A 14960-nucleotide genomic window follows, 5' to 3' on the forward strand; every position below is an offset into this window, starting at 1 on the left:
TCTCAGGCCACTCTTTAAGAGTGGCCTTTTTTTATGATGACGGTTACTGTTTCCCTGTCCACGATCTGTCAGGGATTCACATGTATCACAACATCAGCCACCTACTTTCCCGCCTGATTAACGGTCCCTTACCGCTGCACCAGGTTTACTTCGCCAGCAGCAACGCCGCAACGCCAGAACTGGCGTATAAGGTCGATTTTCCGCGACTGGAAATTGTGCTGGAAGGTGAATTTGCGGATTCTGGTATCGATAAGGTGCTTACCCCCGGCGATGTCTTGTTTGTTCCGGCTGGCGGCTGGAATATTCCGCAGTGGGTCACACCGGTCACGACACTCAGCATTCTGTTCGGCAAACAGCAACTGGGTTTCAGCATCGTCCAATGGGACGGCAAGCAATATCAAAACCTTACCCACCAGCACGTCGCTCGGCGTGGGCCGCGTATTGGCTCTTTTCTGCTGCAAACGCTCCATGAGATGCAAATGCAGCCACAGGAGCAGCAAACGGCCAGGCTAATCGTTGCGAGCTTGCTGAGCCACTGTCGCGATCTGCTCGGCAGCCAGATCCAAACCGCATCACGTAGTCAGGCGCTTTTCGACGCCATTCGCAGCTATATTGACGAACGCTACGCTTCGCCGCTCACCCGTGAATCCGTCGCACAGGCGTTTTACATTTCACCCAACTACCTCTCCCACCTGTTTCAAAAAACGGGCGCTATCGGGTTTAACGAATACCTGAACCACACGCGACTGGAACACGCAAAAACGTTGCTCAAGGGTTACGAGCTGAAGATCAAAGACGTGGCGCACACCTGTGGGTTTATTGACAGCAACTACTTCTGCCGCCTGTTTCGCAAGAATACTGAACGTTCGCCGTCAGAGTATCGTCGGCAATATCACAGCCAGTTGACGGAGAAAAAAACTGACCAGTAATCATCGCATACTGGGACAGAAAACGGAGACAAAGGTAACATTTACTGGATTTTTGTATTATCAAAAAACATATACCAGCACATATCACTTACATGTGAAGTATCTCTCACTTTTTTAGACATATTACATTTATCCAGCTTTTGGCAGATTTGTCAGATAGCGCCGCGTGACGAAACACTCTTATCCTGTGCATAGCAAAGCAACCCGGCAACGGGTAGCTAACGGAAAACGTAGAGGGTGTTTTTGTATGGAACTTTATCTTGATACCGCCAACGTCGCGGAAGTCGAACGTCTGGCCCGCATCTTCCCTATCGCGGGCGTCACCACCAACCCAAGCATTGTGGCAGCAAGCAAAGAATCCATCTGGGATGTGCTGCCACGCCTGCAGAACGCCATTGGCAAAGAGGGCATTCTGTTTGCCCAGACCATGAGCCGGGATGCGCAGGGCATGGTGGAAGAAGCTAAACGCCTGAGCAATACGGTGCCCGGTCTGGTAGTGAAAATCCCGGTGACATCCGAAGGGCTGGCCGCGATCAAGATGCTGAAAAAAGAGGGTATCACCACGCTGGGAACCGCCGTTTACAGTGCTTCTCAGGGGCTACTGGCTGCGCTGGCAGGAGCGAAATATATCGCGCCTTACGTTAACCGTATCGACGCGCAGGGCGGCGACGGAATTCGCACAGTACAGGAACTGCAAACATTGCTGGAACTGCATGCGCCAGACAGCATGGTGTTGGCGGCCAGCTTTAAAACTCCGCGTCAGGCGCTGGATTGCTTGCTGGCAGGATGTGAAGCAATCACCCTGCCATTAGACGTAGCGCAACAAATGCTCAATACCCCTGCGGTAGAGTCAGCGATAGAGAAGTTTGAGCAGGACTGGAACAACGCATTTGGTCACATCAACCTGTGAGGGAAATAAAGTATGGATCGCATTATTCAATCACCTGGTAAGTACATCCAGGGTGCTGATGTTATTACCCGTCTTGGCAGCTACCTCAAACCACTGGCAGAGCGCTGGCTGGTCGTTGGGGACAAGTTTGTCTTAGGCTTTGCCCAACCTGCGCTGGAAAAAAGCTTCCATGACGCCGGATTGGCGCTGGAAATTGCACCATTTGGCGGCGAATGTTCGCAAAACGAAATCGACCGCCTGCGTGGCGTAGCGGAAAAAGCGCAATGCGGGGCCGTGCTCGGTATCGGCGGCGGTAAAACGCTGGATACCGCCAAAGCGCTGGCGCACTTTATGGGTGTACCGGTCGCCATTGCGCCAACCATCGCCTCCACCGATGCACCGTGTAGCGCACTGTCCGTCATTTACACTGATGCCGGTGAATTTGACCGCTATCTGCTGCTGCCGAACAACCCGGACAGGGTCATTGTTGATACCAAAATTGTCGCGGGCGCACCGGCGCGTCTGCTGGCAGCAGGTATCGGCGATGCGCTGGCAACCTGGTTTGAAGCACGCGCCTGCTCGCGCAGCGGCGCCACCACCATGGCAGGGGGCCAGTGTACTCAGGCGGCGCTGGCACTGGCTGAGCTGTGCTTTAATACACTGATAGAAGAAGGTGAAAAAGCGATGCTGGCCGCCGAGCAGCACGTGGTCACGCCTGCACTGGAGCGCGTAATTGAAGCTAACACCTATCTGAGCGGCGTCGGTTTTGAAAGCGGCGGCCTGGCTGCGGCACACGCCATTCATAACGGTCTGACGGCAATCCCGGATGCGCATCACTACTACCACGGTGAGAAGGTGGCTTTCGGCACGCTGACGCAACTGGTGCTGGAAAACGCGCCGGTAGACGAAATCGAAACCGTGGCGGCGCTGTGCCATTCCGTTGGCTTGCCGATTACCCTGGCGCAACTGGACATCAAACAGGATATCCCGGCGAAAATGCGTATTGTGGCAGAAGCGGCTTGTGCCGAAGGCGAAACTATCCACAACATGCCGGGCGGCGCCACGCCGGATCAGGTTTACGCTGCGCTGCTGGTGGCCGATCAGTATGGCCAGCGGTATCTGCAAGAGTGGGAATAACCTGCCAATAAAAATCCCCGCAAATGCGGGGATTTTTTTATTCCTACGATGCCGGACCCGCACAAGCGGCATCCGGCATCGTCTGTTACAGCAGATCGAAACGATCCAGGTTCATCACTTTCACCCATGCGGCCACGAAATCTCTCACGAACTTCTCGTGGGCATCGCTGCAGGCATAAACTTCAGCCACTGCGCGCAGTACAGAGTTAGAACCAAATACCAGATCGGCGCGGGTTGCGGTGTATTTTACTTCGCCGCTCAGACGATCACGACCTTCAAACAGCTCTTTTGACTCATCAACCGCCTTCCACTCATGACGCATATCCAGCAGATTGACGAAGAAGTCAGTGCTGAGTACGCCAGGACGATCGGTAAAGACGCCATGCTGGCTACCATCAAAGTTGGCACCCAGTACGCGCATCCCGCCCACCAGCACGGTCATTTCCGGTGCTGTCAGGGTCAGCTGCTGCGCTTTATCGATCAGCAGCGACTCGGTGGTCGACACGTCAGGACGGGCACGATAGTTACGGAAACCATCTGCAATAGGCTCCAGCAGCTCAAACATCTCGATATCGGTTTGGTCCTGACGCGCATCTACGCGGCCCGGAACAAAAGGTACAGTGATGTTAACACCCGCCGCGCTTGCCGCTTTCTCGACACCGACCACACCGGCCAGCACGATAATGTCAGCCAACGAGGCGGTATGAGCAGATTTATAAATACCTTCCAGCACAGGCAGAACGCGTGCTGCGGTGGCATTCACATCCCAGCCGCGCTGTGGATCCAGCGCCAGACGCGCACCGTTAGCGCCACCACGTTTGTCACCACCACGGAAAGTCGATGCGGAAGCCCACGCCACCGATACCAGCTCACTGACAGAAAGTCCGGAAGCTGCAATGGTCGCCTTCAGGTTAAGAATGTCTTCTTCGCTTGGGTTGAAGAACGCATGCGGCAGTGGATCCTGCCAAATCAGATCTTCTTGCGGTACTTCCGGTCCGATGTAACGCGCTTTCGGCCCCATATCACGGTGCGTCAGTTTAAACCACGCACGGGCAAAGGCTTCGTTGAACGCCTGCGGATCGTTAAGGAAACGACGAGAGATCTTCTCGAACTCAGGATCAAAGCGCAAGGTCAGGTCGGTGACCAGCATTGTTGGCTTGCGTTTTTTCGACGGATCAAACGGATCGGGGATAATCTCCAGTGCGTCAACCGCTTCAAACTGAATAGCGCCTGCCGGGCTGCGAGTTTGCACCCACTCATATTTGAACAGGTTCTCGAAGAAATAGTTGCTCCACTGGGTCGGAGTCTGCGTCCAGACAACTTCCAGACCAGAAGTGATGGCATCTGCACCCGAGCCGCTGCCGTAGCTGCTGGCCCAGCCCAGGCCCTGCGCTTCAATTGGTGCAGATTCCGGATCAGGACCAACATGGGATGCTGGTGCTGCACCGTGGGTTTTGCCCAACGTATGACCACCACCAATCAGCGCGACAGTTTCTTCGTCGTTCATTCCCATGTTACCGAAGGTCGCGCGAATAGCCGCTGCCGCAGAAAGCGGTTCGCCGCTATGGTCCGGCCCTTCCGGGTTCACATAGATAAGGCCCATTTCGGTTGCGCCCAGCGGCGCTTTTGCCAACTCTTCAGGATGGCGGTGAGTCAGCCAGGCTTTCTCATCACCCCAGTTTACGTCCAGATCCGGTTCCCAGACGTCTTCACGCCCTGCGCCAAAACCGAAGGTACGGAAACCTGAGTTTTCCAGCGCCACGTTACCCGCGAGGATAAACAGGTCGGCCCAGGAAATTTTCTGACCATATTTCTGCTTGATTGGCCACAGCAGACGACGCGCCTTATCAAGGCTAACGTTGTCCGGCCAGGAATTCAGTGGTGCAAAACGCTGCTGTCCGCGACCCGCGCCACCGCGTCCATCGATGGAGCGATAGGTCCCTGCACCGTGCCATGCCATACGGATGAATAAACCGGCATAGGTACCCCAGTCGGCAGGCCACCACGGTTGAGATTCGGACAGAAGGGCTCTGAGATCCCCTTTCAGGGCAGAATAGTCGAGTTTGCTAAATTCTTTGCGGTAGTTGAAGTCCTCGCCCAGCGGGTTCGAACGGTTGGAATGTTGGTTCAGCAAATCTACACGGAGTTGATTAGGCCACCAGTCGCGGTTGTTCGTTCCTGCTCCCGCGCTCTGGTCGTGACCGCCCTGATGAAAAGGACACTTACCGGCAGTTGATGTGTTCTGGCTATCGTCGGACATGCTCATCTATATGCTCCCTTTACAGTGTTCTGACTACGATATACACCACCAGAGATAAGATATAGTCGAAATAACCCACAGATTCGATAGCTAATTCCTTTTATATTTTACGTTACAGAGATGTAGATCAAAATGATCAATAAAAAGCCCTCCGTAGAGGGCTGGGGCATCTGTTTAATTCGGTCTTACACCCAGTGTGTGACAAATAGCGTAGCTCATCTCAGCGCGGTTGAGCGTATAGAAGTGAAAATCTTTCACCCCTTCGCGACTGAGGATCTTCACCATGTCCATGGCGATATTCGCCCCTACCAGCTTGCGGGTTTCGGCATCATCATCCAGACCATCAAACATTGTCGACATCCAGGAAGGGATACGAACATTGGTCATGTCGGCAAATTTTTTCGCCTGCTTAAAGTTGGAGACTGGCAGGATACCCGGAATAATTTCCACATCGATTCCCGCAGACACGCAGCGATCGCGAAAGCGCAGATAGCTTTCTACATCGAAGAAAAACTGGGTGATCGCGCGGTTCGCACCGGCATCAACCTTACGCTTCAGGTTCAGCAAATCAGCCTGAGCACTCTTTGCTTCCGGGTGCACTTCCGGGTAAGCCGCAACGGAGATATCAAAGTCAGCAACGTCTTTCAGCAGCGTCACCAGGTCAGAAGCATACATATCTGGTTTACCGCTTCCCGGCGGCAGGTCACCGCGCAGGGCAACAATATGACGAATACCGTTGTTCCAGTAGTCCTGAGCAATGGTACGCAGCTCATCACGGGTCGCATCAATGCAGGTCAGGTGCGGCGCCGCTTCAAGACCCGTGCGATCCTTAATACCTTTAATAATGCTGTGAGTACGGTCGCGCTCACCAGAGTTTGCACCGTAAGTGACTGAAACAAACTTCGGCTTCAGGCTGCTCAGGCGATCGATGGAGTTCCACAGGGTTTGCTCCATTTCACTGGTGCGCGGCGGGAAAAACTCAAATGAAACGTTAATCTGACCGGCAACTTCTGCCAGGCTCTGATTCAGGGCTTCCCGCTGGTTGGCGTGAAAAAAGCTCATACCTTACCTCATCAATCTTTTGTCGTTATATGTTGTGTTGTGAACTGCTATACGTTTAGACGTCTAGATGTAAAAATGACGGAAAAGCATGCTGCCGTCAACACAAAAATCATCGCTAAAGGTGAGGAATACTCAGCCAACGTGAAAAAAATTCACATCAGCTTGAAATGATGAGGGATTGCGTCATGAGTTCTTGCACCCACTGCAACCGGCTCTCATTTTCAGGCAACATCACTAACCCGGCACGGATACACAGCTCAGCATCGCTCAGTGGATGGAATACCACGCCCTGGCGCTGGATAGCAGCAAATGAAGCCGGGAGCAAACTTAAACCATCGCCCTGCAATCCGCGCAAGCAGCACATCATGCTCCAGTGGTTCTTCAAGACAGGAAGGAGAGTAACCAGCGCGGTGGAAAATCTGCCGGGTATAGTCAAAGAAAGCCGGGTTACGTTCCCGCTGGAACCAGAACAACGGTCGGTGGTTGAGTGCCGATAAGGAAAGAGAAGCCGTACAAGCCTCTGACCAAAAGGAGGGTAATGCAGCAATTATCGGCTCTTGCCAGGCTAAAGGGGTGACGGTAAGCCCAGATGCCTCAATAGGCAAAGCCACCAGCGCCGCATCCAGTTTGCCTCGCCTTACCTGACGAACAAGTTCAGGTGAGCCGTGACGCATGACACGCAGCATTTTTACACGAGCATTTAGCGTTGATTCAAGCGCCACAAAAACGCCCTGTTCAAACGCCGTGCTTAATCCTAAACGCAGAGGTTGCACCTCCATCTGCGCTAACTGGCTCAATGCAATATAGGTCTTGTCCTGTAGCGCCAGCAGCGGACGCACCATTTCAAGTACGCGCTGGCCGTCCTCCGTCAGCGTAAGCCCACGGGTATGACGGACAAAAAGCGTCACCCCCAGGCGTTCTTCAAGCTGGCGAATATGACGGCTTAGCGGCGGCTGCGACATAAAAAGACGTTGCGCCGCACGACTCATGTTGTTCTCTTCGGCCACTACGGTGAAGTAGCGCAGCAGACGGATATCCAGAGAGTGCAGGGGCGATATTGTCATACCAAAAAAGTATCACGGAAACGGTATTATCCCAATCATTCTGCGCGCTCTATCCTCACGCCACAGACCACACGATAGAGGAAGAAATGATGCTTTCAGAACGCTTTATTACCGGCCAGGAGATGTTGCAAAAAGTAGATGGCAAAGGGGGCGATGCAGTCATCGAAAGTCTGCAGGACATTGCGCCAGACTTCGCCCAATACCTGATTGAATTTCCTTTTGGCGACATCTATTCAAGACCGGGGCTGGATTTACGCAGTAGAGAAATAGCTACCGTCGCGGCATTAACTGCGCTGGGTAACGCCACACCGCAACTGAAAGTACATATTGGCGCGGCATTACACGTGGGTTTAACGCAGGATGAGATCGTTGAAGTGATTATGCAGATGGCCGTATATGCTGGCTTCCCCGCGGCACTTAATGGTTTGTTTGCCGCGAAAGAGGTGTTTGCCTCTCACAGAGGCTAAAACAACAGGCCAGCGGATTGTCTGCTGGCCTGAGCTCGCTACGGTTTCACATCTGCCACACGCATGCCTTTGAGTTGCTCATCCGTCAGCGGATTTCCCGCTTTGAAATAATCAACAACCGCATTAGAGATGTAGTAGCCTCCGGATGTATTTCGCGCTTTACCTTCGGTAAATGCGGCAAAACCATCACCACCGTCCGCCAGGAAGCTATTGGTGGCAATGTGATAGATGGTGGCGTCTTCAATGGGTTGGCCGTTTAACGTCAATACGGTGACTCGCTGACCGACTGGTTTACTGCTGTCATACTTCATCTCCAGGCCTTTAGATACCTGCAAAACACCGTTACTTAAACTCGCACCGTGCTCCATCAAACTACGCAACTGCTTACCGGTGAGATCCATTGTGGCCAGCTCGTTCGGGAACGGGAAGGTGCTAATGACCGCCCCCATGGTGATGGCTCCTGCGGGGACTTCATTACGGATGCCGCCTGAGTTAGTGAGCGCTAACTGGGTATCTTTACCTGCCGCCACCAGCAACGCATCCGCCGCCAGATTGCCCAACGAAGAAGATTCACCGTAAGCACGCGTCAGCTCAACCGGAGAGTTTGCAACCGTTTGTTGTACCACCTTATCAAGCTTTTTATTCCAGCCATCGATGACCTGTTTCGTCTGCGGGTCTGGCTGCCATTCATCCGCAAAAATGGTCTTCAGCTCGAAATTCTTCACGGTAAATTGATGCGGTTTCTGCTGATAATCCAGCACCAGTTTACCCACATCAATGCCCCCGCTGTCGGTGGAAAGGATCAGGGTATTACCGACTTTAATCGGCTCCGGCGTGCCCACATGCGCATGACCGGTGATCAGGATATCCAGCCCCTGCACCTGGCCTGCGGTCTGGATGTCTTTATCCAGCGCACGGCGCACATCGGTGCCGCCCAGACTGGACTGACGCGCTGGCGTGCCTTCATGGATCAGCGCCACGGTGAGATCGACTTTGCCTTTAAGCTCATCGATATAGCGTTGCAACCACTTCACTTCATCACGCGCTTCGATACCAATACGTGTCGCCGCAGAAACCGTATCATCAAAAGCAAACACGCCGTGCAGGCCAATCACGCCAATCTTCACGCCATCTTTTTCAATAATGGTGTAAGGCTTATCCCAGAACATTTTGCTGCTGTTCTGATAAAAGATATTACCCTGCACGATGGGGAATTTCGCCTGACTCAGTTGCAACAGCGTATTGTCCCAACCGTGATCGAATTCATGATTACCCATGGTGACAGCATCAAAATTCATGGTGTTCATGATATCGATAATCGCCTTACCCTTGGTCAGACTGCTGATATACGGCCCGGTAAAATAATCACCCGCATCAAAAAACCAGGTGGCGCTGTTTTTCGCTTTCTCCTGCTTCACCATCGTCGTGATATTGGCCCAACCGCCAATGTCACGCGTGCCATCCGCAATCCACGGCACTTTATAAGGTTCGACATGGGCATGGAGATCGTTGGTATAAATAATTGTGACATCTTTGGCACTCGCCCAGAGCGGCAACGATACCAGAACACCAACAGCAAGCATTTTTAACTTCATAATCAATCCCTTTCAGTCATATAAAGAATCGCTACGTTACGTTCTGAAAGGGTTTTTTATGTGAGAAAACTCACATCCACCGGTGATAGTCGCGGGTCAAAATCAACGACCATTAAAAATCGTTGGTAATACGATGACATCTCCGTTCACTATCAATTGCTGTAAATCCTTTGGCTGCCAAAATCTGGGACTGGCGAGCTCAGCAGATTACAGCTGGCCAGAGTATCGGCTGGGTTATGCCGCACTGCATTGCCGGGCATGCGGCAGCTATCCCCCGCTGTTTAATGAGGAACAGTTTGGTAGGTGGTTGTCAGCATATTTAACGGATTTTGCCGCCCAAAGCGGTCATTTTTGCCCACGTTGTTATCAGCGGGAAACCATCCTCTATGGGCATAACCCTCAGGGCAGCCAGCGCGTTCAGTGCCGGAGCTGCAAAAAGGTCTGGACACCAAAGCAGCAACCGCTTGTCGCCATCCAACCGCCCGAACAAATCGCAACAGTCTCTCTGATCGTACCTTTTCAGGGTGCCAGTGCAGATCAGCAACTCTATGTGTTGCTCAGTTTTGACGCTATTCGCGGTAATATTCTGCATATTTCCAGCAATTTCACACCTCATCCTGCCGGGGCTTCATTGCGTTACCGCTGGCGCGGCAGCACTGAGCCAGTGGTGAGTCATGATGATATTGTGGAACGAGTCAGTCAGCGAGAAACGCAGTTTTTACGCCGCAGCCAATTTGACGAAATTCAGTACGGCAGCGCGATGCTCAAACGTAACGCCAGCGGCGCAATTTTACGCCCGGTCATTACCGCGCATGGGCATTTCCGCGTCCTGAGCCATCTCTGGCCTGCGGTAAAAACGCACATTATTGCCCACGAATGCTTTCTGCGCGGCGCAGTGATTACCGCATGGGCGGAACAATTTCGCGAACATCACGCCTCGCTTTGGTTTGTGGATGAAGAAATCAGCGACGATCAACACACCAGGCCCTGGCAGTTACTGGGCAAAAGTTATCAGGGATGGTGGCAAAACCAGTGGCAAATTTGGCAACAAGGCGACACGCGTAAAATGGTGTGTTTGTTAACAGAGGGTCAGGTTGAAAAAGGAGCGTCAATAACCCTGGCGGCAAGTCATCATTTTCTCAACTGGTTGCAGCAACAGACGGAATTTCAGCAAAGCCCACGTTACTCTGCCCATTCTGTGTTTCAGACGATAAGGACGCTGACGGAGAAATACAACATCCTGGATTTGCCCGGTGGCGCTGCCGCTTACCGGGCCTACGGTTTGTGTCATAGCCAGGCCGGATAAGCGTAAGCGCCATCCGGCAACGCAAACTACAGCAACTGCGCCAAACGGTTGATGTCGGACTGGATAGCACCGGCGGTCACATCACGACCTGCGCCCGGCCCACGGATCACCAGCGGGTTATCACGATACCAGCGGCTTTCAATGGCGAACACGTTATCGCACGGCAACAGCGCTGCCAGCGGGTGTTCAGCGCGGACTGCTTCAACACCCACACGCGCTTTACCATTAGCGTCAAAACGCGCCACGTAGCGCAACACCAGCCCCATTTCACGTGCAGCTTCCAGACGTTGCACCATCTGTTCATTCAACTCATCGCCATTTTCAAAGAAATGGTCAATGGAGCCTTCTTCGCAGTGCGCAGGCACCAGTGACTCAACGCGAACCTGGTCCGGCTCAATATCGTAACCTGCTTCACGCGCCAGGATCACCAGCTTACGCATCACATCTTTGCCAGAAAGATCGACGCGCGGGTCCGGTTCAGTTAGCCCTTGCTGCCAGGCCTGATCCACCAGATCGGTGAACGGGACCGTGCCATCAAATTGCAGAAATAGCCAGGATAACGTGCCGGAGAAGATCCCGCTGATCGACAGAATCGTATCGCCACTATCAATCAGATCGCGCACAGTATGGTTGATCGGCAAACCTGCGCCCACGGTGGCGTTATACAGCCAATGGCGACCGGTTTTTTCGAAAGCATCATGAATTTGGCGATACTTATCACTGGTACTCGCCCCCGCCAGTTTATTGGCGCTAATGACATGGAAACCATGGCTGGCGAAGTCCAGATACTGATCGGCCAATTGTTCACTGGCCGTCACATCCAGCACCACTAAATCATCATACGGGTGGGCGCGCATCCACAGGAATAGCGCCTCTTCATCCTGCTCTACCGCTTCGTCGTCGAAGAAGGCCAGGGCACGGCTGGCATCCAGCCCTTCATAGTTCAGCAGGCTGCGGCGGCTATCCACCACGCCTGCCAGCACGAATTCAAACCCGGTACGCGCGGAAAGCGTTGTTTGTTCGCGAGCAAACAGTTCCAGCCAGCGTGAACCAATATTCCCCTTGCCGAACAGCACCAGACCAATACGTTTTTCTGCGCGGAAAATAGACTGATGCAAACCCTGAATCAGGCTTTCGGTCGGGCCGGTACGCAGTACCGCAACCAGACTGATCCCCTCTTCCGACTGCCAGGTAAACTCGACTGGCTGGCCTTTTAACTGTTGCCAGAAACGGTGGCAATGCAGCGGATTGCGCGTTACGCCTGCCCCAACCATCGCCACCAGCGCCAGCCCCTGGCGCAGACGCAGCTCGCCCGGCAAACCGGCTTCATCAAGAATTTTCAGTGCGCCGTCAGCGACTTCGGAGGTATAGCAAAATTGCAGCAACTGACGGTCAGGATGCACGCCCACCGCCAGTGGACGCACCTGGGTGCGTTTTAAAATCTGGTCGACTTCTTTGTAGGCCAGCTTAAAGTCCTGGCCGGTGGGAACCTGAAACTCAATCAGACAGACGTCGTCATGGCTGGTCACGATGCGCGCCCCGGTACCAGAAGCCAGTACTCGCTCAATCCGCGTTGATCCCTGATCCGGCGTGTAGCTACAGCGCAACTGGAGGTCGATATCGCTACCCGAAACCGGCTGTAAGGTGCGGGCATGCAGAACCGGAGCCGCCAGACGCGCCAGCTCGCTGGCTTCATCAAGACGCAGCAGCGGCAGCAAACAGGCGTCTTTTACTTTACGCGGATCCGCGCTGTAAACCCCGGCGACATCGCTCCAGATGGTGACACGAGAAACGCCCGCCAGCGCACCAACCTGCGTCGCCGAGTAGTCAGAGCCGTTACGCCCCAGCAGGACCGTTTCACCCGCATTGCTACGGCTGATAAAACCAGTCACCACCAGGCGCTTACCCGGATGCTGCGCCAGCAGTTGCTGCAGTAATGGGTAAGAAAGACCTTCATCCACCTGCGGCTGAGCGCCGCGTTCAGCACGTAAAAACTCACGCGCATCCAGCCAGGCCGATTCCAGCCCCTGTTGATTAAGGACAGCGGACATCAAACGCGCGGACCACACCTCGCCATGCCCGACGACTTCAGCATAAACGGCATCGTTTACACCGCTGTCGAGTAACCCGGCCAGGCGTTCCAGATCGTGAATAAACGCGCCGATCAACCCATCCGCCACCTCAGGAGGTAACAAACCGCTGATAAGCTCGCTTTGATAGCGACGTAACGCCTGTTGAACCTGATGCGCAGAAAGACGATCGGTCTGGCTTAACTTCAGCCAGCTAATCAACTGGTTAGTGGTACTGCCCGCGGCGGAAACAACCATCATATCGTCAGGCTGCGAGTACTCCGCCATAATACCTGCGACACGCAAATAACATTTCACGTCTGCCAGACTACTACCACCAAATTTGTGCAGTTGACGACCCTTCGCCCCTGCCTGCGCAATCACACTCATGTTTACCCCTTGTTTGCAGCCCGGAAGCCATTTTCCAGGTCGGCAATTAAATCTTCGCCATCTTCAATACCGGTGGAGATACGCAACAACGTTTCCGAAATTCCGGCAGCAGCACGCGCTTCTGGCGCCATACCCGCATGTGTCATGGTCGCGGCGTGGGAGATCAGACTTTCAACGCCCCCTAATGATTCCGCCAGCGTAAACAATGACAACCCGCTCAGGAAGCGACGCAATGTTTGCTCGTCGCCATCCAGTTCAAAACTCAACATCGCGCCAAACCCTTTTTGCTGACGCGCGGCAATCTCATGCCCCTGATTATCCGGCAGTGACGGATGATACAGTTTCTTCACCAGCGGCTGGGTTTGCAGGTAGTCCACAATAGCCTGAGCATTACGTTGCGCCACCTCCATACGCGGTGACAGAGTACGCAGGCCGCGCAACAGCAGATAACTATCAAATGCGCCGCCGGTCACGCCAATATTATTCGCCCACCATGCCAGTTCAGTGACCGTTTCCGGATCTTTGGCTATAACAACACCAGCCACCACGTCTGAGTGACCGTTTAAATATTTCGTGCATGAATGCAACACCAGATCGGCGCCCAATGCCAGTGGATTTTGCAGTGCAGGACTTAAAAAAGTGTTGTCGACAACGCTCACCGCACCAGCCTCACGTGCCAGTTGGCAGATTTTTGCAATATCTACCACGCGCAGCAGCGGGTTGCTTGGACTTTCGACCAGCACCAGCTTCGGTTTTTCTGCCAGCGCCGCTTTCAGCGCCTGATCATCACCCTGATCGACAAACAGCACACGATAACAGCCACGTTTTGCCAGACTGTCAAACAGGCGGTAACTACCACCGTAACAGTCGTGCGGTGCGACCAGCAGATCGCCAGGCTTCAGAAACACCGTGGTGACCAGATGAATCGCCGACATGCCGGTATTGGTCAGCACTGCACCAGCGCCCCCCTCCAACTCCGCCAGCGCACGCTGAACCACATCACGCGTTGGGTTGCCACGGCGTGAATAGTCATGAGCACGAGGCTCATTAAAACCGGTGAAATTATAGGTACTGGAGAGGTGAATCGGCGGGACAACGCAACCGTACTGCTCGTCGTCATTTAATCCGCTACGCACTGCAATGGTGGCCTGTTTACGCGTCATATTGAGGAGATCCTGGCTGAGTCGGTGAAAAGTCAGACACCAGAGTAATCATTGTTACAATAGCCGTCAATACATCTGGACATCTAAACTTCTTTGCGTATAGATTGAGCAAACAGGAAATAGCCGTTAAAATTATATGCATTAGCGTACATTTGCGTCGGCTAACTTCGTGTCAGGGCCGCGCCACTACGATAAACTACGCGCAATTATGGTCCGGGCTCAGGTTCTGGCCTCAATATTAATGACAAAGAGGATTAGGTATCTCATGGCTGAATGGAGCGGCGAATATATCAGCCCATACGCTGAGCACGGTAAGAAGAGTGAGCAAGTCAAAAAAATTACGGTTTCCATTCCTCTGAAGGTGTTAAAAATCCTTACCGATGAACGCACGCGTCGTCAGGTGAATAACCTGCGCCACGCCACCAACAGCGAACTGCTGTGTGAAGCGTTTCTGCACGCCTTTACCGGACAACCGTTGCCAAACGACGAGGATCTGCGCAAAGAACGCAGTGATGAGATCCCGGAAGAGGCGAAGATCATCATGCGTGAACTGGGGATCGACCCGGAGACGTGGGAGTACTGATCGGCTGACGGTTAGAAAAAAAGAGAAAAGGCGGGATAACCCCGCC

11 protein-coding genes and 1 pseudogene are annotated in these 14960 nt (G+C 53.4%); 6 read left to right on the forward strand and 6 right to left on the reverse strand.

Annotation, left to right across the window (positions count from 1 at the left end; all coding sequences use genetic code 11):
- Positions 1-80: 80 nt before the first annotated feature.
- The 3 genes from FDX03_RS09090 (at position 81) to FDX03_RS09100 (ending at position 2955) form a co-directional block, all read left to right on the forward strand.
- Positions 81-929: an AraC family transcriptional regulator gene (locus FDX03_RS09090; RefSeq protein WP_115601187.1), complete on the forward strand. Its 849-nt coding sequence runs from the start codon at positions 81-83 to the stop codon at positions 927-929.
- Between the two features lie 247 nt (positions 930-1176).
- Entirely contained in the window at positions 1177-1839 is a 663-nt protein-coding gene (gene fsa, locus FDX03_RS09095) for a fructose-6-phosphate aldolase (RefSeq protein ID WP_124021998.1), read from the forward strand.
- 12 nt (positions 1840-1851) lie between these two features.
- Positions 1852-2955: a glycerol dehydrogenase gene (locus tag FDX03_RS09100; RefSeq protein ID WP_048213981.1), complete on the forward strand. Its 1104-nt coding sequence runs from the start codon at positions 1852-1854 to the stop codon at positions 2953-2955.
- Positions 2956-3040: 85 nt separating this feature from the next.
- On the opposite strand, the gene katG is transcribed toward FDX03_RS09100, so the two are convergent.
- The 3 genes and pseudogenes from katG to FDX03_RS09115 form a co-directional block, all read right to left on the reverse strand.
- Positions 3041-5221: a catalase/peroxidase HPI gene (katG, locus tag FDX03_RS09105; protein ID WP_137345825.1), complete on the reverse strand. Its 2181-nt coding sequence runs from the start codon at positions 5219-5221 to the stop codon at positions 3041-3043.
- A 168-nt stretch (positions 5222-5389) separates the two neighbouring features.
- The gene (gene metF / locus FDX03_RS09110; RefSeq protein WP_005121692.1) at positions 5390-6277 is read right to left on the reverse strand and encodes a methylenetetrahydrofolate reductase; all 888 of its coding nucleotides are present in this window, start codon (positions 6275-6277) and stop codon (positions 5390-5392) included.
- A gap of 157 nt (positions 6278-6434) precedes the next feature.
- Positions 6435-7341, reverse strand: a pseudogene (locus tag FDX03_RS09115) (LysR family transcriptional regulator).
- Positions 7342-7430: 89 nt separating this feature from the next.
- On the opposite strand from FDX03_RS09115, the gene FDX03_RS09120 reads away from it, so the two are divergent.
- Entirely contained in the window at positions 7431-7808 is a 378-nt protein-coding gene (locus FDX03_RS09120; RefSeq protein WP_048213984.1) for a carboxymuconolactone decarboxylase family protein, read from the forward strand.
- Between the two features lie 38 nt (positions 7809-7846).
- Here the strand turns inward: FDX03_RS09120 and FDX03_RS09125 are convergent, their stop codons facing one another.
- Positions 7847-9403 (reverse strand): bifunctional UDP-sugar hydrolase/5'-nucleotidase, encoded by a 1557-nt coding sequence (locus FDX03_RS09125; protein WP_048213985.1) that lies wholly within the window; start codon positions 9401-9403, stop codon positions 7847-7849.
- 133 nt (positions 9404-9536) lie between these two features.
- Between FDX03_RS09125 and FDX03_RS09130 the strand changes: the two genes are divergently transcribed.
- Positions 9537-10709, forward strand: coding sequence for a cytoplasmic protein (locus tag FDX03_RS09130; RefSeq protein ID WP_137345826.1), 1173 nt, complete (start codon positions 9537-9539; stop codon positions 10707-10709).
- A gap of 26 nt (positions 10710-10735) precedes the next feature.
- Here FDX03_RS09130 and metL read toward each other — a convergent pair whose 3' ends face one another.
- Entirely contained in the window at positions 10736-13168 is a 2433-nt protein-coding gene (gene metL, locus FDX03_RS09135; protein WP_048213987.1) for a bifunctional aspartate kinase/homoserine dehydrogenase II, read from the reverse strand.
- 2 nt (positions 13169-13170) lie between these two features.
- The gene (gene metB, locus FDX03_RS09140; protein ID WP_005121701.1) at positions 13171-14331 is read right to left on the reverse strand and encodes a cystathionine gamma-synthase; all 1161 of its coding nucleotides are present in this window, start codon (positions 14329-14331) and stop codon (positions 13171-13173) included.
- Between the two features lie 265 nt (positions 14332-14596).
- Here metB and metJ point away from each other — a divergent pair, with 265 nt between their 5' ends.
- Positions 14597-14914, forward strand: a complete 318-nt coding sequence (gene metJ, locus FDX03_RS09145; protein ID WP_048213988.1) for a met regulon transcriptional regulator MetJ — start codon at positions 14597-14599, stop codon at positions 14912-14914.
- Positions 14915-14960 lie beyond the last annotated feature (46 nt).

It is taken from the genome of Citrobacter sp. wls827, assembly GCF_005280875.1.
Taxonomy (GTDB): Bacteria; Pseudomonadota; Gammaproteobacteria; order Enterobacterales; family Enterobacteriaceae; genus Citrobacter; species Citrobacter youngae.

Excerpts from the sequence above, each read along its gene's own strand:
- FDX03_RS09090 (WP_115601187.1), top strand. The coding sequence starts at position 81 with ATGTATCACAACATCAGCCACCTACTTTCCCGCCTGATTAACGGTCCC.
- fsa (WP_124021998.1), top strand. The coding sequence starts at position 1,177 with ATGGAACTTTATCTTGATACCGCCAACGTCGCGGAAGTCGAACGTCTG.
- FDX03_RS09100 (WP_048213981.1), top strand. The coding sequence starts at position 1,852 with ATGGATCGCATTATTCAATCACCTGGTAAGTACATCCAGGGTGCTGAT.
- katG (WP_137345825.1), bottom strand. The coding sequence starts at position 5,221 with ATGAGCATGTCCGACGATAGCCAGAACACATCAACTGCCGGTAAGTGT.
- metF (WP_005121692.1), bottom strand. The coding sequence starts at position 6,277 with ATGAGCTTTTTTCACGCCAACCAGCGGGAAGCCCTGAATCAGAGCCTG.
- FDX03_RS09120 (WP_048213984.1), top strand. The coding sequence starts at position 7,431 with ATGCTTTCAGAACGCTTTATTACCGGCCAGGAGATGTTGCAAAAAGTA.
- FDX03_RS09125 (WP_048213985.1), bottom strand. The coding sequence starts at position 9,403 with ATGAAGTTAAAAATGCTTGCTGTTGGTGTTCTGGTATCGTTGCCGCTC.
- FDX03_RS09130 (WP_137345826.1), top strand. The coding sequence starts at position 9,537 with ATGACATCTCCGTTCACTATCAATTGCTGTAAATCCTTTGGCTGCCAA.
- metL (WP_048213987.1), bottom strand. The coding sequence starts at position 13,168 with ATGAGTGTGATTGCGCAGGCAGGGGCGAAGGGTCGTCAACTGCACAAA.
- metB (WP_005121701.1), bottom strand. The coding sequence starts at position 14,331 with ATGACGCGTAAACAGGCCACCATTGCAGTGCGTAGCGGATTAAATGAC.
- metJ (WP_048213988.1), top strand. The coding sequence starts at position 14,597 with ATGGCTGAATGGAGCGGCGAATATATCAGCCCATACGCTGAGCACGGT.